At 39.7% G+C, this 20,956-nt stretch carries 18 protein-coding genes and 1 tRNA gene; 1 reads left to right on the top strand and 18 read right to left on the bottom strand.

Translation table 11 applies throughout. The features are described 5' to 3' along the window. Positions 1 to 8 precede the first annotated feature (8 nt). The 8 genes from ysxE to hemA form a co-directional block, all read right to left on the bottom strand. Positions 9 to 1,037: a spore coat protein YsxE gene (gene ysxE, locus ACX9YW_RS11005; protein WP_460346228.1), complete on the bottom strand. Its 1,029-nt coding sequence runs from the start codon at positions 1,035 to 1,037 to the stop codon at positions 9 to 11. Positions 1,038 to 1,166: 129 nt separating this feature from the next. Continuing rightward, positions 1,167 to 2,213 carry a stage VI sporulation protein D gene (spoVID, locus tag ACX9YW_RS11000; RefSeq protein ID WP_460346226.1) on the bottom strand — a complete coding sequence of 349 codons (1,047 nt, stop codon included), beginning with the start codon at positions 2,211 to 2,213 and terminating at the stop codon, positions 1,167 to 1,169. A gap of 139 nt (positions 2,214 to 2,352) precedes the next feature. Continuing rightward, complete coding sequence (gene hemL / locus ACX9YW_RS10995; RefSeq protein WP_460346224.1) at positions 2,353 to 3,642, bottom strand: glutamate-1-semialdehyde 2,1-aminomutase; 1,290 nt, start codon at positions 3,640 to 3,642, stop codon at positions 2,353 to 2,355. Between the two features lie 26 nt (positions 3,643 to 3,668). Further along, the gene (gene hemB, locus ACX9YW_RS10990; RefSeq protein WP_460346222.1) at positions 3,669 to 4,646 is read right to left on the bottom strand and encodes a porphobilinogen synthase; all 978 of its coding nucleotides are present in this window, start codon (positions 4,644 to 4,646) and stop codon (positions 3,669 to 3,671) included. Between the two features lie 18 nt (positions 4,647 to 4,664). After that, positions 4,665 to 5,441: a uroporphyrinogen-III synthase gene (locus ACX9YW_RS10985; RefSeq protein ID WP_460346220.1), complete on the bottom strand. Its 777-nt coding sequence runs from the start codon at positions 5,439 to 5,441 to the stop codon at positions 4,665 to 4,667. Beyond that, entirely contained in the window at positions 5,441 to 6,373 is a 933-nt protein-coding gene (gene hemC, locus ACX9YW_RS10980) for a hydroxymethylbilane synthase (protein ID WP_460346218.1), read from the bottom strand. The genes ACX9YW_RS10985 and hemC overlap by 1 nt, the downstream gene beginning before the upstream one ends. Before the next feature lie 16 nt (positions 6,374 to 6,389). Beyond that, positions 6,390 to 7,223: a cytochrome C assembly family protein gene (locus ACX9YW_RS10975; protein WP_460346216.1), complete on the bottom strand. Its 834-nt coding sequence runs from the start codon at positions 7,221 to 7,223 to the stop codon at positions 6,390 to 6,392. 16 nt (positions 7,224 to 7,239) lie between these two features. Then, positions 7,240 to 8,586 (bottom strand): glutamyl-tRNA reductase, encoded by a 1,347-nt coding sequence (hemA, locus tag ACX9YW_RS10970; RefSeq protein WP_460346214.1) that lies wholly within the window; start codon positions 8,584 to 8,586, stop codon positions 7,240 to 7,242. A gap of 250 nt (positions 8,587 to 8,836) precedes the next feature. Between hemA and ACX9YW_RS10965 the strand changes: the two genes are divergently transcribed. Continuing rightward, positions 8,837 to 9,337 carry a LiaI-LiaF-like domain-containing protein gene (locus tag ACX9YW_RS10965; RefSeq protein WP_460346212.1) on the top strand — a complete coding sequence of 167 codons (501 nt, stop codon included), beginning with the start codon at positions 8,837 to 8,839 and terminating at the stop codon, positions 9,335 to 9,337. A 263-nt stretch (positions 9,338 to 9,600) separates the two neighbouring features. On the opposite strand, the gene yihA is transcribed toward ACX9YW_RS10965, so the two are convergent. The 10 genes from yihA to rph all read right to left on the bottom strand — a co-directional run bounded on the left by yihA (position 9,601) and on the right by rph (position 20,897). Beyond that, positions 9,601 to 10,182 (bottom strand): ribosome biogenesis GTP-binding protein YihA/YsxC, encoded by a 582-nt coding sequence (yihA, locus tag ACX9YW_RS10960; protein WP_460346210.1) that lies wholly within the window; start codon positions 10,180 to 10,182, stop codon positions 9,601 to 9,603. Next, complete coding sequence (gene lon / locus ACX9YW_RS10955) at positions 10,179 to 12,506, bottom strand: endopeptidase La (RefSeq protein WP_460346208.1); 2,328 nt, start codon at positions 12,504 to 12,506, stop codon at positions 10,179 to 10,181. The genes yihA and lon overlap by 4 nt, the downstream gene beginning before the upstream one ends. A gap of 240 nt (positions 12,507 to 12,746) precedes the next feature. Further along, a complete protein-coding gene (gene lonB / locus ACX9YW_RS10950) occupies positions 12,747 to 14,432 on the bottom strand; it encodes an ATP-dependent protease LonB (RefSeq protein ID WP_460346206.1) in 1,686 nt (561 codons plus the stop codon). A 160-nt stretch (positions 14,433 to 14,592) separates the two neighbouring features. Beyond that, on the bottom strand, positions 14,593 to 15,852 hold the full coding sequence (gene clpX, locus ACX9YW_RS10945) for an ATP-dependent protease ATP-binding subunit ClpX (protein ID WP_460346204.1): 1,260 nt from the start codon (positions 15,850 to 15,852) through the stop codon (positions 14,593 to 14,595). A gap of 369 nt (positions 15,853 to 16,221) precedes the next feature. Then, a complete protein-coding gene (tig, locus tag ACX9YW_RS10940) occupies positions 16,222 to 17,499 on the bottom strand; it encodes a trigger factor (protein WP_460346202.1) in 1,278 nt (425 codons plus the stop codon). Between the two features lie 161 nt (positions 17,500 to 17,660). Then, positions 17,661 to 18,683 carry a tetratricopeptide repeat protein gene (locus tag ACX9YW_RS10935; protein ID WP_460346200.1) on the bottom strand — a complete coding sequence of 341 codons (1,023 nt, stop codon included), beginning with the start codon at positions 18,681 to 18,683 and terminating at the stop codon, positions 17,661 to 17,663. Positions 18,684 to 18,808: 125 nt separating this feature from the next. Then, positions 18,809 to 18,885 (bottom strand) — tRNA-Arg (locus ACX9YW_RS10930). Positions 18,886 to 19,010: 125 nt separating this feature from the next. Beyond that, entirely contained in the window at positions 19,011 to 19,529 is a 519-nt protein-coding gene (locus tag ACX9YW_RS10925) for a metallophosphoesterase family protein (protein ID WP_460346198.1), read from the bottom strand. Then, positions 19,522 to 20,136, bottom strand: coding sequence for an XTP/dITP diphosphatase (locus ACX9YW_RS10920; RefSeq protein WP_460346196.1), 615 nt, complete (start codon positions 20,134 to 20,136; stop codon positions 19,522 to 19,524). The genes ACX9YW_RS10925 and ACX9YW_RS10920 overlap by 8 nt, the downstream gene beginning before the upstream one ends. Continuing rightward, entirely contained in the window at positions 20,133 to 20,897 is a 765-nt protein-coding gene (gene rph, locus ACX9YW_RS10915) for a ribonuclease PH (protein WP_460346194.1), read from the bottom strand. The genes ACX9YW_RS10920 and rph overlap by 4 nt, the downstream gene beginning before the upstream one ends. Positions 20,898 to 20,956: the final 59 nt, after the last annotated feature.

Below are 20,956 nucleotides of genomic sequence, written 5' to 3'. Positions count from 1 at the left end.
CTACCGGTTTATGATTGCGGGGCTCCTTCCTTTTTTTGCTTCAATTGTTCTTCGATTTGCATCATTCTCCCAATCACATATTCGGTGTTTTTTAGCTGCCAGTATCGTCGCTGCAATTTTTGCGAATATTCTCGTTCGTTTTTCTTATCAGTTGTTTGTACATACTCCGTTGTTAGCCGAACCAGCAAATTTGGATAGGAAAAATAACTGAACAATAATAGTTTCTCATCATCCTTATACGCGAAATATTTAAAATAGTAATCATATAACCAAGTAAGAACATCTTCCGATTGTCTCATATGCCCTCTTAACGATCGAAATAGCACCGGCAAGACATCGTGAATCGGTGATCCAAGCTTCGACTCTTCGAAATTAGCAAAAAAACCATAGCCTTTTTCATCGTACAGAAAATGCTCGGTCGACACTTTTCCATGATTTATCACCGTTCGCACTTTTTCCTGATCCTTCGTCGCCTCGTACCATTCTCCTAGCTTGGTGATGGCAAACCGCTGTGCCTGGCGTACATCATGATAATAAAGGCAAAACTGAAGCTCAAATGGAGACATATAGATTTTTTTTTCACAGGACTCGATAAATCCTTCCAAAAACTCAGAATCCTTTTCCCACTGCTGCTTCGTTCGCTCATAATGCTTTTCTCTGTCCTCTTTATCTATCTGTACCTCTTTCTGCGACAGCGCATGCAATCTAGCTAATTCACGGAACATCTGTTGCGGCCGTTCATTATGGTCCTCCTTTTCATCATTACTTAACCAAGGCATTAAGTAATATAAAGAATTACCGTGAATAACCGCATAACGTCCATCAAAGGTCGGATAAATCGGAACAATTCGGTTATAGCCTTTCTGATAGAGGAAATGTACATGTTTGATAAAGTCAACACCATGCTGGATGGGGATTGATTTTAATGCAAAGGTTCCTTTTTCGGAATAAATCTTATAAATTTTCCCGAATTTCTCGATAAAATGTGCTCTAATATCATAATGCTGCAGGATTTGCTCTAGATTTTGTTCATTCATTTTGTCGCCAACTCACTTTCATCCCGGGGAGCGCCTAAGCCTAAAAGCGCCGGTACACTCGACAACACAAATAGAAAAAGTAGAGCAGGTTATACAACCCGCTCACTGTTATCTCACTAAATTCAACGTCTATTTTTTGGAAGAAGCCGGGACATAAAGGACTTGCCCCTCATAAACATCTTGATTTGGCTCCATTTTATTCACTTTTAATAGCTGTTGAACAGGTAAAGCATATCGTTCTGCTAACATTTCGGCTGATTCTCCTTGCTGAACGATGCAAACCTTCATCTTTGCATGGTCATCGCCTTCTTTGCGGGCTAAAAATTCTGAAATCGACATGCTCTTTTTATTAGCTAGCTTTTTCTTAACAAATTTTTCAACAATGTTTGAAGAGGACGAGGACGAGGACTCTGAACTTTCTTCCCCATGGTGAGTTGCAATCGTCGCTGATTCAACCTCAACATGTGTCACCTGCACTGGCGCCGCTGTTTCGGTAGTATGCGGGTGTTGACTACGATAGGCAGCGAACGAAATTTCTGGTGACATTGGCTGGTAGGAAGAGGATTCCGCCAGGGTTGGTTCCGGAAAAGCGGGCTCATCCATTCTAGCCTCTACTTCAAATACCTCAAAGTCAGTGTCTTCCTCTTCTTCTGGTTGATTGCGATGAGAGAATTCATAGACTTGAGTTACCTCTATTTCTTCTAGCTGCTCCTCTTCACGTTCTTGTTCAACATCATTCTTTGCTGATTGTTCACCGTAAAGGCCGGTAATATTGAGTTCCGCTGTTAATTTTAAACAGCTGCGCTCAAGTAAGGCATAATCAAACGTTTCAATTAACACATCAATTTCACTTATCTCGCGAACACGATAAGTAGGGATCGTAATATCCACCGGGAATTGATGGGCAAACTCACATACGCCTTCCTCCCGTTGCTCCACTCTTTGCACCCAGCGTTGTGCTGACGGGACCTGCTGGTCTGGGTCCGTTTCGGAATAGGTTTTATACTCTCCAGTTAAATCGAGAGTACCTCGAATGGTTACATACTGGTCACTTTCTTGAATTGTTATATTCGGATCAAGTGAGAGCGATAATAGCTCCTCGACTTCCTGTCCTCTTTGAAACCAGACAGACTCCTCTAAAGAAAATCGTAAAAACGATTGGTTCTCTTGAGACAAAGCGACTCCTCCTTTCTAATCCTTTAACGTAAAATCACCATGTCATTAAACTCTATGAACGACGTGTGATTTTTATGATAGGATTTCATCCAACAAAAACAAAAAAACTCCCACTACAAAAGTGGGAGTTTGCCAGCATTTAGCCTCTAATCACCGCAAAAGCATTTTCGATAGCTGTTAAGGTTTTGGCGATATCTTCATCGCTATGGGCGGTTGAAAGGAACAAGCCTTCGAACTGTGATGGCGGTAAGAAGACGCCTTGGTTCGCCATTTCGCGATAATAGGTTGTAAAATAATCGAGATTAGATGTTTTCGCTGCCTCGTAATTCACCACAGGCTCGTTCGTAAAGAAGAAGCCAATCATCGAGCCGGCGCGATTGATCCAATTTGGAATATCATATTTTTCAGCCGCTGCCTTTATTCCTTTTTCAAGGATATCAGCTTTACGTTCAAATTCAACATAGTTGTCAGGAGAAAGCTGACTTAATGTCTCTAACCCTGCTGTCATCGCTAGTGGGTTACCTGATAAAGTTCCCGCCTGGTAAATCGGGCCGCTTGGAGCGATTTTTTCCATGATTTCAGCGCGTCCGCCATAAGCACCAACTGGTAGTCCGCCACCGATGACTTTTCCTAAGCAAGTTATGTCAGGGGTAACTCCAAAGTATCCTTGGGCGCAGTTGTAACCAACGCGGAAGCCTGTCATCACTTCATCGAATATTAATAACGCACCGTACTGCGTAGTTACTTCGCGAAGTCCTTCTAAGAAACCAGGTTGTGGTGGAACGACACCCATGTTACCTGCAACCGGCTCCACAATAACCCCTGCGATGTCCTCCCCGTATTGTTCGAATGCATATTTTAAGCTATCTAAATCATTGTAAGGCACTGTAATTGTGTTTTTAGCTACACCTTCAGGCACTCCAGGGCTATCAGGTAATCCTAGAGTCGCTACACCTGAACCAGCTTTGATTAAAAGCGAATCGCCGTGGCCGTGATAACAGCCTTCAAATTTCACAATTTTATTGCGGCCAGTGTAACCACGAGCCAATCGTAGCGCACTCATTGTTGCTTCGGTACCTGATGAAACCATTCGAATGATTTCAATAGAAGGAACGCGCTCAATCACTAGCTTAGCAAGTTCATTTTCAACTAAAGAAGGTGCTCCGAAGCTTGTTCCAAGTTCTGCTACCTTTTTAATTCCTTCGACCACTCTGTCGTTAGTATGACCTAGAATCAGAGGCCCCCAAGAAAGTACATAGTCAATATATTCATTACCATCGATATCATAAATTTTTGAGCCTTTTCCTCTTGCCATAAAAATTGGATCCATCTTCACCGATTTAAAGGCACGGACCGGACTGTTAACCCCACCTGGCATTAGGTTTACTGCTTCTTTAAAAGCTTCAATTGATCTAGTATAAGAACGCATGTGCAAATACCTCTTTTCGGTCTATTTTAAGATTCTCTTAACCAACGAGCTACGTCTTTCGCAAAATAAGTAATAATTAAATCTGCGCCAGCTCGTTTCATACCAGTCAACATCTCCATCACGACTTTCTTCTCATCAATCCAGCCGTTTAAAGCAGCCGCTTTTACCATCGAATATTCGCCACTTACATTGTAAATCACTAATGGTAGATTAAAATTATTTTTTACATCGCGAACGATATCCAGATAAGGAAGACCAGGTTTCACCATTAGGAAGTCTGCGCCTTCTAATACATCTGATTCAGCTTCACGAAGCGCCTCTAAGCGATTAGCTGGATCCATTTGATACGCTTTGCGGTCACCAAATTGTGGCGTACTATCAGCTGCGTCACGAAATGGGCCGTAGAAGGAAGAGGCATATTTAACTGCATAGGACATGATGGGAATATCCTCATAGCCAGCTTCATCTAAACCATGACGAATCGCTGCTACGAATCCATCCATCATATTGGAAGGAGCGATGATGTCTGCACCCGCTTCTGCTTGGCTAATGGCCGTTTGCACTAATAATTGTAGGGATGGGTCGTTTAAGACTTTGTCGCCTTCAATTACACCGCAATGGCCATGGCTTGTGTATTCACATAAACAAGTGTCAGCAATGACAATGATTTCCGGGTAATGTTTTTTTACAAGTCTAGTGGCTTCTTGTACAAGTCCGTGATTATGATAAGCACCTTGACCTAATTCATCCTTCTCATTTGGCACTCCAAACAAAAGAATCGATTTAATCCCTAATGTTACGATTTCATCCATTTCTACTTGAAGATTATCAAGGGAAATTTGATACACACCTGGCATAGATTTGACTTCATTTTTAATATTTTCCCCTTCAATAATAAACAACGGGTAGATAAGGTCATTGATATGTAAGTTCGTTTCGCGTACTAATGAACGCATATTTTCAGTAGCTCTTAATCGACGGTGTCGATGAAAGTTTAATTCCATGGTATTTCAACCCTTCCATTAATGTATTCTTTGGAGATAGATGACGATTTCCTTTAACATATCTTCCACTGTATAGATTTCTGGCATGACATCAACCCGCAGTCCCATCGATTCAATCTTTTCCTTCGTGACAGGTCCTATACAAGAAATGATATAATTTTCCAATTCGCGATGCAATTCGTATTCATTGATAACATCCATAAAATGTTCGACGGTGGATGGGCTAGTAAATGGTAAAATGTCGATTTCACCGTTAGCTATAGCCGATTTCAATTGACTTTTACTATCCTCGGGCATGTACGTTTCATAAGCAATGACTTCATCCACATGCGCTCCGCCCCGTTTTAACGATTGAGCAATATAGTCGCGAGCCAGATTTCCTTTTGGAATTAGAATTTTCATTCCAGATTCAACCAATGGTAAAAATTCCTCTACAAACCCTTCGGCAACATATTCTTCAGGTATAAATTGCGCCTGATAACCCTTTTGAGAGAGTACTTCAGCAGTCTTCTTGCCGATTACCGCCACTCTCGGTAATGTTGGAGCCCCATTTTGATAAAAAGAAAGAAATGTCTCCACCGTTACATTACTTGTAAAAATGATCCAGTCGTATGTATTTACTTTTTTCAAAATGGTTTCAGTTTCGATGGATGGCTGTATCGGCCGAAAGGCAAGGAGAGGGATTTCCAACGGAACTCCCCCATATTTTTCCACTAATGTTGAAAAAGATTTTGACTCGTATTTTCCACGCGGCACTAGTACCTTTTTTCCTAAAAGTGGAAGGTGCCCGTTCATTATTTATCTAACTCCGCTTTCACTTGATCGATTAATTGTTTTGCACCACGCTCAATTAGTAAGTCAGCTGCTTGTGCCCCAAGTGCTTCAGGGTCAGTCCCCTTCACTTCCTCCTTGTAGATGATTGAACCATCTGGAGAAGCTACTAAAACAGTTAGGACAATTTCTTTTTCATCATTGATAAAAGCATAGCCGGCAATCGGAACCTGACAACCGCCTTCCATTTTGTTAAGGAAGCTTCTTTCAGCCCTTACAGCTAGATCCGTGCTTTCGTCAGTAAATTGAGCCAACAATTCACGAAGCTCTTGATCTTCTTCACGACATTCAATCGATAGCGCACCTTGACCAACAGCAGGTAAGCAAATTTCAGTTGATAGAAACTGAGTAATCACATCTTTAGCCCAGCCCATACGGAAAAGGCCAGCTGCAGCTAAAATAATGGCATCATATTCATCGGTCTCAAGTTTTGCTAATCTTGTATCAATATTGCCACGAATCCATTTAATTTCAAGATCTGGTCGTTCCACAAGCAATTGTGCAGCACGACGTAAACTGCTAGTGCCGATTTTTGCCCCAGCCAGCAATTCCTCAAGAGGTACATGACCTTTCGAAATTAACACATCGCGATGGTCTTCACGTTTGGGAATACTCCCAATCATTAATCCTGGCGGTAAAACAGCCGGCATATCCTTCATGCTGTGTACAGCCATATCAATTTCTTTGTCCAACATCGCCTGTTCGATTTCCTTTACAAACAGACCTTTACCGCCAACCTTGGATAAGGTTACGTCTAAAATTCGGTCGCCTTTTGTAACAATTTCCTTCACCTCGAACTCGAATGGAGCGCCAAGATTTTTCAATTGCTGAATGACCCAATTTGTTTGTGTTAATGCTAATTTACTTTTTCTTGAACCGACAATAATTTTTCGCATAATAGCCTCCTATAAGTTACGAGTTCCAAAAATGGAAGGATGATAATTGACCAAAAAGGAAAAAATTGATTAAAACAATAAGAAAAGAAGCGATATTCCAAATCGATAACCTTTTCCCTGAAACACCTTTTCTTGTGCGCAAATATAAAATCACACTGTAAACCGCTAAAACGGCAAAAGACCCTAACACTTTCGAATCGTACCATTTCATATCGGGTACTTTTAAAAAGGCCCATTGAATCCCTAAAATCAAGCTTAAAATCAACATCGGTACGCCAATGATATTTAATAGATATGAAAAATGTTCAAGTTTTGAAAGGTCAGAAATCCGCCACAGTCTTGTTCCCCATTTTTTCCTTTTTAATAAATCATATTGAATCAAATAGAGTAAGGAAAAAACAAATGATAAGGAAAAAGCGCCATAAGATAAAATCGCCATCGTAATGTGAATTAAGAGCAATTCGGAGATTAATTGTTCACCCATATTGATTGAATCCAGCTGCATAGGGGCAAACGTATGAATAGCCATGATGCCGAACCCTAATATATTTGTAAAAAAGACGATAAAATCCACTTTTAATAATCGATTAATCACTAAGCTTAAGGTCACCAGAACCCAAGCATAAAAATAAAGCCCTTCAAAGATGGTTAAAACAGGGAATCTACTTGTCTTTAACATATATAAAATTAAAAAGGACGTTTGCAAAATCCATACAAATGCAAGTAACCAGAAGGCAATTCTATTCGCCTTCCGGTTATGCTGAAGAAAATCTACAAAATATAAAAGGACGACCAGGGCATATAGGATGACAGTCAGTTCATGCAGCCTTGTAAAATAGATGTCGTACATAGCTCCAAACCTCTCTCTATGATTGTAAGGAAGCCTGTGTTACATTGACCACTACATGTTTGGTATCGGCTGTCTTATGAACTTGCTGAGTTTTCACATGTTCCTCGATATTAAAGATTTTGATAAATAAATCCAACGCTTCATTGGCATCCTTACGAGACGCTAATTCTTTCGCCTGTAAAATCGGATCCTTTAGCAGCTGATTGATAATACTTTTTGTATGTTTATTTAAAACTTTAAGATCCCGGTCGGATAAATCAGGTAGTTTCCGTTCGATACTTTCCATCGTTTCTTCTTGAATCGCAATGGCTTTTTCACGTAATGCAGAAATTACCGGAACAACTCCAAGCATATTAAGCCACTGATTAAATTCGACGATTTCAGCCTCAATCATTAAGCGAATTTTATCCGCCTCTTTTTGACGTTCTTTCATATTCGCTTCGACAATTCCTTCTAAATCATCAATGTCATATAAAAAGACATTGTCCAGTTCGGCAAGACGTGGATCAAGGTCACGTGGAACAGCAATATCAACCATAAATAATGGTTTCCCTTTGCGAAGATTATCCACATGCGTCATCATTTCTTTCGTAATGACGAAATCCTTTGCACCTGTTGAACTGATTAAAATGTCGGCTTCTACTAATGCACATTGTAACTCTTGTAACGTTTTCGCGATTCCATTGAAACGATTGGCTAGATTTTGCGCCTTTTCAAAGGTTCGATTAATGACTGTGACCTTACTTACCCCATTGGAGTGTAAGTTTTGAATCGCCAGCTCTCCCATTTTACCTGCACCCATTATGAGCACATGTTTATTTTGGAGGTTACCAAAAATCTTCTTCGCTAATTCAACCGCTGCATAACTGATGGAAACAGCATTGGCACCAATATCAGTTTCTGAATGTCCTTTTTTAGCAAGAGTAATCGATTGTTTAAATAACTGATTAAAAACGGTTCCGGTGGTTTTCATTTCTTGACCTTGCAAAAAGCTGGTCCGGACTTGACCAAGGATTTGCGTTTCCCCAAGAACCATTGAATTTAAACCGCAAGTAACATTAAATAAATGATTTATAGCTCCGTCTTGTTCATAAATGAAAAGATATGGTGCAAAATCATCCTGCGCAATCTGAAACCATTCTGATAAAAATTCCTTTATATAGTATCGGCCAGTATGCAATTGGTCAACGACCGCATAAATTTCCGTACGATTACATGTTGAAATAATGACATTTTCAAGGATGCTCTTTTTGGATTGCAGCCTTTCCATAGCATTACCTAAATCAGTTGGATTAAAAGTTAACCGCTCGCGGATTTCGACAGGGGCCGTTTTATAATTTATTCCGACAACTAAAATATGCATATCTACCGAACACCCCCTAAATACATATACTTAATACCCTAGTAAGATTATAGCACGGCATTTTTCGCTTTTTACGCAAAAAATGTGAACAGAATTCGAATTCCTATGTTAATATGGTAGAAAAGTGACTTGTCCAAAAATTCCGCATAGTCGCTTTCCTTCATTTATTTTTTATTCGACAAAAAATCCTTCCTTATGTACAGTATCAAAAAAACATAAGAGATTCAAGTGAAGCGGATGTGGTAGAAGGATGAAAAATCAACGTATTTTTCCAGGAATTATTTTAATAGGGTTTGGGGCTTATTTTTACCTACAACAGACACAAATAAACTTGTTTAAAGAATTTTATACTTGGCCAACCTTATTAATCATTGTCGGGATTGCTTTTTTAGGTCAAGCTTACCTCGGAAAAGATTATGAAGCGATTTTGCCTGGGACAATCTTGCTAGGATTCGGGATTCATTTTCATGTCGTCAATAAGCTTGCTGTTTGGCCAGATCATATTGGTGCCTTTATTTTAATTATCGCGCTTGGCTTTTTGCTGCGCTATCAAAAGCTCGGCACTGGCCTTTTTCAAGGGTTGCTCTTTTTGATTTTGGCAGGACTGCTACTTTTTTACGATAAAGTAGCCGAATGGTTTGGTTTTTTAGAAAATAGCGTGTCACTTGCATGGAAATTTTGGCCAGCCGCATTAGTTTTAATTGGGATTTATCTTTTAGTGAAAAAAGAGGGGAAAAAAAGGCATCGATAAGCATGAAAATTACATACTTTGAGAGAAACTCGTCAAGAATTGGCGAGTTTTTTGCTTTTAATAAACAAGCAATTTTTCGATTTAGCGATATATTTACCTTTATTAGAACTTTATTTACCTTTTTGATGGACATATTTACCTAATTTCGGATTATATTTACCCTAATAACATTTTATTTACTTTTTTCACAACTTCGCCACATTTGTGGCCAACAAAAAAAACTGAACCAGGCAACACCCGCTCCCGGTTCAGTCAAAAACACATCACATATACTGACTCATCACAGCCCAAGCTTCATCTTTTCCTAAACCGGTTTCCGAAGAAAACACAATCATCGGGTCGCTTGAATCGGCTTGAAGCTTTTCCTTGGTCACCTTCAAATGTTTCTGCCACTTGCCCCTTGGAATTTTATCAGCCTTGGTGGCAATAATAATGCACGGAATTCCGTAATGCTTTAAAAATCCGTACATCATGCAATCATCTTCCGTTGGGGGGTGACGGAGATCAACGATCAGTACGACCGCACGGAGTTGCTCACGTGTCGTAAAGTACGTCTCAATCATTTTCCCCCAAGCTTCGCGTTCCTTTTTGGAAACTTTCGCATAACCGTATCCGGGGACATCGACAAAATGCAGCATTTCATTAATTATATAGAAATTCAATGTTTGCGTTTTACCAGGCTTTGATGAAATACGTGCCAAACCACGGCGGTTTAGCATTTTGTTAATGAAAGAAGACTTCCCAACATTTGAACGGCCAGCCAGCGCAAACTCTGGTAAATCACTTTCAGGATACTGTTCGGGTTTAACAGCACTTATCACAATTTCCGAACTAGTTACCTTCATTCACGAGCACCATCCAATAAAGCATTCTTTAAAACCTCATCTACATGCGAAACTAATACAAAAGTTAAATCATCGCGGACACTTTCCGGGATGTCTTCAATGTCCTTTTCATTGTCTTTAGGACAAATGATTTTGGTTAATCCGGCACGATGCGCGCTTAAGGTTTTTTCCTTTAAGCCACCAATTGGCAACACGCGACCACGTAAGGTAATTTCACCCGTCATGCCAACCTCGCGGCGAATCGGTCTACCTGTTAAAGCGGAAACAAGTGCAGTAGCTATCGTTATCCCAGCAGATGGTCCATCCTTTGGTACAGCACCTTCTGGAACGTGAATATGAATATCATACTTTTCATGAAAATCTGATTCAATGTTTAGTTCTGCTGATTTCGACCGAATGTAACTGAAAGCCGCTTGGGCAGATTCCTTCATCACATCGCCTAGCTTACCTGTTAAGACTAGCTTTCCTTTTCCAGGTGCTAACGATACCTCGATTTGAAGCGTATCTCCACCAACGGTTGTATAGGCGAGACCTGTTGCCACACCAACCTGATCTTCTAATTCAGCTTCACCATAACGGAAAATTGGTTTACCTAAAAATTCTTCAACATTTTTATCGGTAATGACCACTTTCTTTTTTGTACCCGAAACGATAATTTTCGCTGTTTTCCGGCAGATGCTAGCCATTTGTCGCTCTAAGGAACGAACCCCCGCTTCTCTCGTGTAATAACGGATAATTTTTTGAATTCCCTCATCACGAATCTGGAGAACTCCTTTTGTCAAACCATGCTCCTTGACTTGCTTAGGCAATAAATGTTCTTTAGCTATATAGAGCTTTTCTACTTCCGTGTAACCGGCAATCGTGATAATTTCCATGCGGTCTCGTAATGGCCCTGGAATGGTCGCTAGGTTATTGGCTGTAGCAATAAACATAACCTTCGATAGATCGTAGGTCTCTTCTATATAATGGTCGCTAAAGTTATGATTTTGTTCTGGGTCTAATACCTCTAGCATGGCTGCAGATGGGTCGCCGCGGAAGTCGCTTGACATTTTATCAATTTCATCTAGCAGGAAGACTGGATTAATCGTTCCGGCCTTTTTCATCCCCTGGATTATCCTGCCTGGCATTGCTCCTACATAAGTCCGTCGGTGACCGCGGATTTCTGACTCATCCCGAACACCACCGAGCGATACCCGAACAAAATGACGATTCAACGATCGAGCGATGGAACGAGCTAAACTCGTTTTCCCTACTCCTGGAGGTCCAGCTAAACAAAGAATAGGACCCTTAAGACTATTGGTTAATTTTTGAACGGCCAGATATTCCAGCACCCGCTCCTTAACCTTTTCCAGACCGTAATGATCTTCATTTAAAATTCTTTCGGCCTTTCCGATATCGAGATCATCATCGGTTGCATTCGACCAAGGTAACGAAATTAACCATTCTAAATAATTGCGAATAACAGCACTTTCAGCAGAACTAGAAGGTACTTTTTCATAACGTTCTAACTCTTTATAAGCGGTCTTTAATACATGTTCGGGCATGCCGGCTTGCTCAATTTTTTCGGTAAGTTCGGCAACTTCGCCTGTTTTTCCTTCCTTATCGCCCAGTTCCTTTTGGATAGCTTTCATTTGCTCACGCAAATAGTATTCCTTTTGGGTGCGTTCCATCGATTTTTTCACACGTTGGCCGATTTTCTTTTCAAGGTTAAGTACTTCTTTTTCGTTATGAATAATATCGATTAATCGACTAACGCGTTCTTTGACATCGAGAGTCTCTAATATGGTTTGTTTTTCCTTCAGTTTTAATGGAAGGTGGGAGGAGATAATATCGGCCATACGTCCTGGCTCCTCAATATCTACGACCGATGCATAGGTTTCAGCTGAAACTTTTTTTGACATTTTTATGTATTGTTCAAAATAATCAAGCATTGTTCGCATTAGCGCTTCCAGCTCAGTATCCTTAGTGTCATCATCTTCGTATGTATTCACCTTAACAGAAAAGTAAGAAGTTTCGGGTAAGTATTGGATCACTTCTGCCCGTTTTAGCCCTTCCACAAGCACACGAATAGTTCCATTCGGGAGCTTGAGCATTTGTTTTACCTTCGTTAAGGTTCCCATTGGATATAAATCTTCTTCGACTGGTTCATCTAAAGAGACATCCTTTTGGGTTGTTAAAAAAATGAGATGGTCCCCCACCATTGCTTTCTCTAGCGCTTGCACTGATTTTTCACGGCCAACGTCCAAATGTAAAACCATGGTCGGATAAACTAATAATCCTCTCAATGGAAGTAGTGGAACGTTGTACTCTTTTGGTTTTGCCATGCAAAGCACCTCCGTTTTACCTTAAATTTTCTTCATGTAACCTTTGTACAATTCTAACTTATTTAAGAAAAAGTGTCTATTTTTTCGGGCGGACTGCTAATCGCTTTATTAGTATCAATTTAACTAGCTATTTTTAAACAAGAAAAAAACTTCGGAATGGATTTAACCATACCGAAGTTTTTTCAATCGTCTAGCTTCAATCTATAGGGGCTTTACTGGTGATTTTTAGCTATATAACTACTACACAGATTCCTTCTTGGAAATGTCAAAGGATGCAGGAATGGAGTCCAATGACACTGGTTTTCCATCTTTTAAATAATTCAGTTTTAGCGCTATTTCGAAGACCTCTTCTAGGTGACTAACGGTAATAATATTTATTCCGTTGATTTCGTTCAAGATCGATTGCTTATTTTCGCTAGGTATGATCACCGTTTTGGCACCGGCTTTTTTCGCTGCCACGACTTTTGGATATACACCACCGATAGGCTTTACGTGACCATGGATACTGATTTCCCCTGTCATCGCTAAAGTATGGTCAACAGGAATTTTATAGATGGCTGAATAAATCCCTGTTGCCATTGCGATACCTGCTGATGGACCATCGATAGGCACACCACCTGGGAAGTTGACATGGATATCAAATTCGTCCGCTGGAACTCCCATTGAGCGTAGCACAGTGATAACATTTTCAATCGAGCCGCGCGCCATACTTTTTCGGCGAATCGATTTACCACTTCCGCCAATACTTTCTTCGTCAACAATACCGGTAATATTAATCGAGCCTTTTTCCTTTGCAGGTATCACGGTTACTTCAATTTCCAATAACGCCCCACTGTTTGGTCCATAAACGGCTAGACCATTAACAAGGCCAATGGAAGAGCTTTCGTTGATTTTTTTCTCCATCCGTGGGGTTAGCTGGCTTGAATGGATAACCCATTCAATATCTTCATCTTTAATATGCATGCGATCTTCCGTAATGGCAATCCCACCAGCAGTTTGGATAATATTCACTGCTTCACGTCCATTACGGGCATAATTAGATAAAATTTCTAAACCTGAATCCTCGATTTTTAGTTTTACTTTTGCAGCTGCTTTTTTACCGATGGAGAAGATTTCCTCTTGAGTAAGCTCACGGAAAAATACTTCCATACATCTAGAACGAATGGCAGGTGGTATTTCGCTTGGTGTTCGTGTTGTCGCCCCAATTAACCGGAAATCTGCTGGTAGACCATTTTTAAAAATATCATGGATGTGATTTGGAATTTGCGAATTCTCCTCATGGTAATAAGCACTTTCCAAAAATACTTTACGGTCCTCCAACACCTTTAACAGCTTATTCATTTGGATTGGGTGCAACTCACCGATTTCATCGATAAACAGAACTCCACCATGTGCATTGGTAACTGCACCTTGTTTCGGTTGGGGGATTCCCGCCTGCCCCATCGCACCAGCGCCTTGGTATATAGGGTCATGTACAGAACCAATTAAAGGATCAGCTATTCCCCGTTCATCGAACCTTGCTGTCGTTGCATCCAGTTCAATAAAAACAGAGGTTTGTCGAAAAGGTGATTTCTGATTCTTTTTCGCCTCTTCCAAAACTAAGCGAGCAGCAGCAGTTTTACCGACTCCTGGTGGCCCATAAATGATCACATGTTGCGGATTCGGACCACAAAGTGCAGCCTTGAGCGCCTTGATTCCGTCCTCCTGCCCAACGATGTCTTGAAACTCTCTCGGACGCACTTTTTCCGATAATGGTTCCGTTAAGGTGATTGACCTCATTTTTCTAAGCTGCTCCATCTCTTTTCGTGATTCTTTATCAATCGAAATTTTTTGTGAGCGTTGCCCTTTTAATAAATTCCAGAAATATAGTCCGATAATAACCCCAAAGAACAATTGTATGATTAAGGCAATTCCCGTCCAAGTCATGTTATTCCTCCCACTTGTTACAAACTCATATATGCTATTATCTCCGCAAGCAAGAGGGAATAAACAAGGAATTGTGAGAAAGATTTACTCCAACGCACTGAATGGAACAAAATTTATATAAAAAAACGCCACTTTAAAAAGTGGCGAGTTTTATCAAATATTAGGCAGAACGTTCCTTATCAACTACCGTACCGTCATCTAGTAAAAGTTTTGGTGTGCTGTTATTTAAAACCGTTTCCTTCGTAATCACACATTTTGTGATATCTTCACGAGAAGGCAGGTCAAACATCACATCTAACATTATACCTTCAATAATGGAGCGTAGTCCACGGGCACCTGTTTTACGCTCAATGGCCTTTTTCGCAATTTCCTTTAGTGCATCTTCTTCAAACTCTAAATCAACATCATCTAATTCAAGCATCTTTTGATATTGCTTGACTAGTGCATTTTTTGGTTTCGTTAAAATTTCGATTAGAGCCTCTTCGTCTAATTGTTCTAAGCTAGCAATAACCGGTAAACGCCCAATAAATTCTGGAATTAATCCAAAGCGTAATAAATCTTCAGGTAATACCTTCGATAGAAGTTCTTTTGAACTGATATCGGCCTGTTTATTGTCACCGCCAAAACCAATCACTTTTTGACCAAGGCGACGCTTAATGATTGGCTCAATCCCATCGAATGCTCCACCGCAAATGAATAGGATATTGGTTGTGTCAATTTGGATAAATTCTTGGTGCGGGTGCTTACGACCACCCTGTGGTGGAACACTTGCAACTGTACCCTCAAGAATTTTTAATAAAGCTTGTTGAACACCCTCACCTGAAACGTCACGTGTGATAGATGGGTTCTCGGACTTACGAGCAATCTTATCGATTTCATCGATATAAATAATACCTTTTTCAGCCTTCTCTACATCATAGTCTGCAGATTGAATTAACTTTAATAAAATGTTTTCTACGTCTTCTCCTACGTAACCGGCTTCTGTCAGTGATGTTGCGTCAGCAATGGCAAAAGGAACGTTTAGAATTCGAGCCAAGGTTTGGGCTAATAGCGTTTTACCGCTTCCTGTCGGTCCAATCATACAAATATTACTTTTTGAAAGCTCGACATCATCAATTTTACTATTGGAATTAATACGTTTGTAATGGTTGTACACCGCAACAGCTAAGGATTTCTTTGCTTGATCCTGTCCAATAACATATTCATCCAAAATTTCGCGAATTTCCTTTGGCTTTGGTACATCTTTAAATTCTACTTCTTCTTCCGTTCCTAATTCCTCTTCAACGATTTCGGTGCAAAGCTCAATACATTCATCACATATATAAACACCTGGACCAGCAACTAATTTACGGACTTGATCTTGAGTCTTCCCACAAAATGAGCACTTTAATTGCCCTTTTTCATCATTAAATTTGAACAATATTTTCACCCCTTGAAAAACTTTCTACCTAAAAAATAATGACGGTTATAAAAGATAAAATTGATCTATTCATTTTTCTATAAAACATTCTTATATTTATGTATTGGATTGTAACACATTTTATATTCGGACAGGAAATAATAACACTTGAAACTTACAGTGAAATCCATATGGAATTTAACTTATGATATGTATTGAAAATTTTCTTTATAACCGTCAATTAAAATTAGTGTACGTGTTAAGGATAACCAAATATTAATAAAAAAAATCTTTCGCCTTCTATTTAGTACTTATGTATTATATGGATATAAAAGAGCCTAGTTAAAAAACAAGGCACGATTAGGATCGTGCCCTGTATAATTTCATGAATTATTTTTTGTTTTCTACTAAGAAGTCTACTGCTTTTTTCAATTGTAGATCACCTTTTAAGCCGCTAAAGTCACCTAATGCTTTTTTGATGTTATCTACAGTCATATTGTAAACTTTAGACATTGTTTCAAGTTCTTTTTCAACTTCTTCATCAGTTACTTCAAGATTTTCAGCTTTTGCAATCGCTTCAAGTGTTAAGTTTACACGAACACGCTTTTGAGCTTCCTCTTTCATTTGCTCACGAAGTACTTCTTCGTTTTGACCTGAGAATTGGAAGTATAGTTCAAGGTTTAATCCTTGCATTTGTAAACGTTGCTCAAACTCGTTCATCATTCGCTCAAGTTCAGTTTCAACCATTGCTTCAGGAATATCCACTTCAGTATTGTTAGCTGCTGCTTCTACAACTGCATCGCGAACATGATGCTCAGCTTGATGTTCTTTATCGTGAACTAAACGGTCTTTAATTTTTGTTTTTAATGCATCTAATGTCTCGACTTCTTCATCAACATCTTTAGCGAATTCGTCATCTAAAGCTGGAAGTTCTTTTGTTTTGATCTCATGAACAGTTACTTTGAATACAACAGGCTTTCCAGCTAATTCAGTTGCATGGTATTCTTCAGGGAATGTTACGTTAACATCCTTTGTTTCACCAGCAGCCGCGCCAACTAATTGCTCTTCGAATCCTGGAATAAATGAACCTGAACCAAGCTCTAATGAGTAGTTTTCAGCTTTTCCACCTTCGAATTCTTCTTCTCCTAGGAATCCAACAAAGTCAATGACAACAGTATCACCGTTTTCAGCTGTGCCTTCTTCTTTCACAACAAGCTCAGCTTGACGCTCTTGAAGTGACTTAATTTCATTTTCAACATCTTCATCAGTAACTGTTGTGTCAATAGCTTCTACTTCTAAGCCTTTGTATTCACCTAACTTCACTTCAGGCTTAACGGTTACAGTCGCTTTAAAGATTAGGTTTTGACCTTTTTCCATTTGTTCGATATCAATTTCAGGACGGTCAACTGGCTCAATTCCAGTTTCAAGAACTGCGCTAGCATATGCTTCAGGTAATAGAATATCTAGTGCATCTTGATATAATGATTCCACACCGAAACGCTTTTCAAAAAGAGCACGAGGCATTTTGCCTTTACGGAATCCAGGTACATTTACTTTTTTAACAACCTTTTGGAACGCAGCGTCTAACCCTTTGCTTACTTCTGTAGCTTCAACTTCTACAGTTAGGACCCCTTGGTTCCCTTCTAACTTTTCCCATTTTGCAGACATTTGCATTTTCCCTCCAACATCTATTTATCACTTCATGAAAGTTTATTGGTTGAATACTTCTTGCCTTACAAGTCCATATCCATCCGTATGTAAAATATGTTTTCTTACACATTACAACCACTACATTATAACACACGTTTGCTTTCTTTCAACATTCTAACCTATAGAATCGGGGAAGAAATTTCTTCTAATTTTTTGAGAAACCTTAGAGTTTCCGATATTTCCCCTTGATTTATTAGATATTTTTTTGCTAATTTTTCGATAGAAACCTGTTCACCATAAAATTCCAGACCGATATAATGGTAAGCAGCCGCCCATACTGATGGCGTGATTGGTTCTCGGGAGAGCGGGTACAATAAGAATGAATGCCTTGCGAAAATGGCATTAATACTTTCGAATAGAGTTGGGTTATCCTGCTCTAGCTCATTTTTTAAATGTTCCAGACCAGGAGAATCTGCTAAATATTGTTCCATATTAGGCAATTCTACAGGTTTCATTTTTATGTACTTGTCAAATTTCTCAACTTCGACCTCCTGACTAACTTCTTGCTCCTTTAATAATTGAAGTAACATCGTTTTCACAAAGGGATGTCCATCAGGAGATTGAAGATAGATGCGTATATGGGGTAAATAGGCTCTCACATTTTTGTGAGCGAGTTCGGCAACAGCTAGGAACTGTTCGTTTAAGCTCTCATATTCTAAGAGATTCCATTCTTCTATTGATTCATCTTCAACTTGCTCACTAGCCGAATGAACCGTATCTAACTTTCGTTTGCTAAACTCAAGGATTTTAGTGAAACTATCCAGTTTTTCAATCGGAATTTCTTTTTCCTCTAAAAGGGCTCCAATCGTTGCAACAATTTCCTCGTATTCGTTTAGTTGCAAGAGAATGGTGATGTAGATATCAATTAATTGAAAATAGTCTACCGCCCCTTTTTTTAAGGTAGACTGGGCAAGTTCCTTAGCAGCGGTCAAATTATTGACTTCAAAGTAAGCAACAATAAGACCAAAAGCTATATCCTCATTATCCTCGTCAAGCTGTTGGGCCTCTTCGAGGAATTCGATTGCCTCATTAAATTTTTTGTTTTTAAGCCGATCCAAGCCTTTTTCTAGTAAAAGCTTGTCTACATTCGGGAAAAGGAAAATATTATCCTGATGATGTTTGGCTTTTCGTCGCTTCTTCATGACATTTCCGCCTTAGAAAGTATCTTTGTAGAGTAGTTTAGCACGGAGGCTTTAAAAAAACAAAATGGAACAAAAAAACTCACCATCGCTAGGTGAGTAATTGATAAGTTGGTATGTAGTTAAAATGGCGTCCCAGGAGAGATTCGAACTCCCGACCGTACGCTTAGAAGGCGTATGCTCTATCCGGCTGAGCTACTGGGACATAAGTAATTTTTAAGACATTTTTTATTATAGTAGTGTAATTACTAATTGTCAACACTTTAAAATACTTTTTCTAAAAAACTTTTAAAGTATCTAGGGGGAGAAATTTCCCCCAAAGTGAAGTGGCTAAGAATTTACGATAAATTCAAGATTTAACTCAGGTAGTAGCCCTAGATTAATATCATATACATTTAATCGGATTTTGTCATTGATTATTTCCAAAATACAATAAGTTTTTTCTTTCCGCATACGTGGGAGGCGGATGCTTCCCGGATTGAGAAAAAGCACATTACCGATCACTTCCGCACCAAGAATATGGGAATGACCAAAACAAACAATATTAACACCTAGCTCGGCAGCTCGATAAGATAAGGCTAAGAGTGAGGATTTGACTCTATGGTGATGACCATGAGTCACAAAAATCCGTTTTCCACCTTTTTCTTGAATAGATTCCTCAGAAAATTGATCATTCCAATCGCAATTTCCCCTAACGACCGTAAATCCTGATAAGGCAGGATGGTCAGACATTAATTCTGAATCGCCACAATGGATCATGAGATCAACCGAATCCTGATGCTTGGCCTTAATTTCCATTAACTCATTTGTTAATCCATGACTATCGCTGACAACCAATACCTTAACCATCAACGGCTACATCCGCAAAAATCGTTTCGATATCCTGACTTAGCTTCTCGAGAGCCTTAGCGCGGTGACTAATTGCATTTTTCTCCTCGGATGACAATTCGGCCATGGCCAGCTTTTTTTCAGAAACATAAAAAATCGGATCATATCCAAAACCATTGTGTCCGCGTCGTTCCTTTAAGATTTTTCCTTCGCATGTACCTGAAACCGTATAGGTTTTTTGACCGGGGATTGCAATCGCTAAGGCGCAGTAGAATCTCGCAGTACGTTCCTGGTCTGGTACATCTTGTAATTCGTCTAACACCTTGTCCATATTGGCCTCATCATTTTTTGTTACACCCGCATAGCGGGCAGAATAAATGCCTGGGCGACCATTTAATGCATCGACGACCAGTCCAGAATCATCAGCTAGAACAGGGCGCCCTAAAAGAAGGGAAACGGCCTCCGCTTTTAGGATTGCATTTTCCTCAAAGGTCGTACCGGTTTCCTCAATATCTTCAGCTTCAGGATAATCAATTAATGTTTTAACCTGAAAACCATAGGTCGAAAACAGATTTTCAAATTCCTTTGCTTTACCTTTATTTTTCGTGGCAATTACAAGTTCCTTCATTTACTTTTCCCCTTACTTGTCGTCGAGATTAATTTGACGACATTTTCGCCAAGCGCATTCTTTTGAAATTCAAATAGCTCCATCAATCCTTCTTGAGCCGATTTTAGTAATTCATGCAATTGGTTATAAGAAAAAGTTGATTCTTCTCCCGTTCCTTGTAATTCAACAAATTCTCCGCTTCCTGTCATGACAACATTCATATCCACTTGGGCAGCAGAATCTTCAACATAGTTTAAATCTAATACGGTTTGACCATTTTCCAAAATCCCAACACTTGTTGCTGCTAAAAAATCATGAACAGGAAATTTTGAAATCGACTTGTTGGTGTACAATTTATATAGGGCTTGTACCATGGCGACATATGCGCCCGTAATGGAGGCTGTTCTCGTTCCACCATCTGCTTGAATAACATCACAATCGATCCAAATAGTTTTCTCACCAACTGCGTCAAGATTAACGACCGAACGCAAGGCGCGCCCAATCAGACGTTGTATTTCCATTGTTCTCCCCGACACTTTACCTTTTGAGGATTCACGAATATTACGGGTTCCAGTTGCCCTTGGTAGCATCGCATATTCAGCTGTAATCCAGCCCTTTCCTTGGTTTCGCAAAAACGGGGGAACACGGTCCTCAATACTTGCGGTACAGATTACTTTTGTCTCGCCGACGGTAATCATCACGGACCCTTCCGGATGGATTAAATAGTTCGTTTCAATATGTATTGGTCTAAGTTCGTTATTTTGCCTTCCATCGAAGCGCATGTCTTGTTTCCTCCCAGCACATTAACACTGACTAAATAAGAAAGAGGCGGCACTTTATG

The sequence above is a fragment of the Pseudoneobacillus rhizolycopersici genome (genome assembly GCF_054786815.1).
Note: the sequence above shows the minus strand (reverse complement) of the source record. Positions and strands in the feature narration are given on the sequence as shown.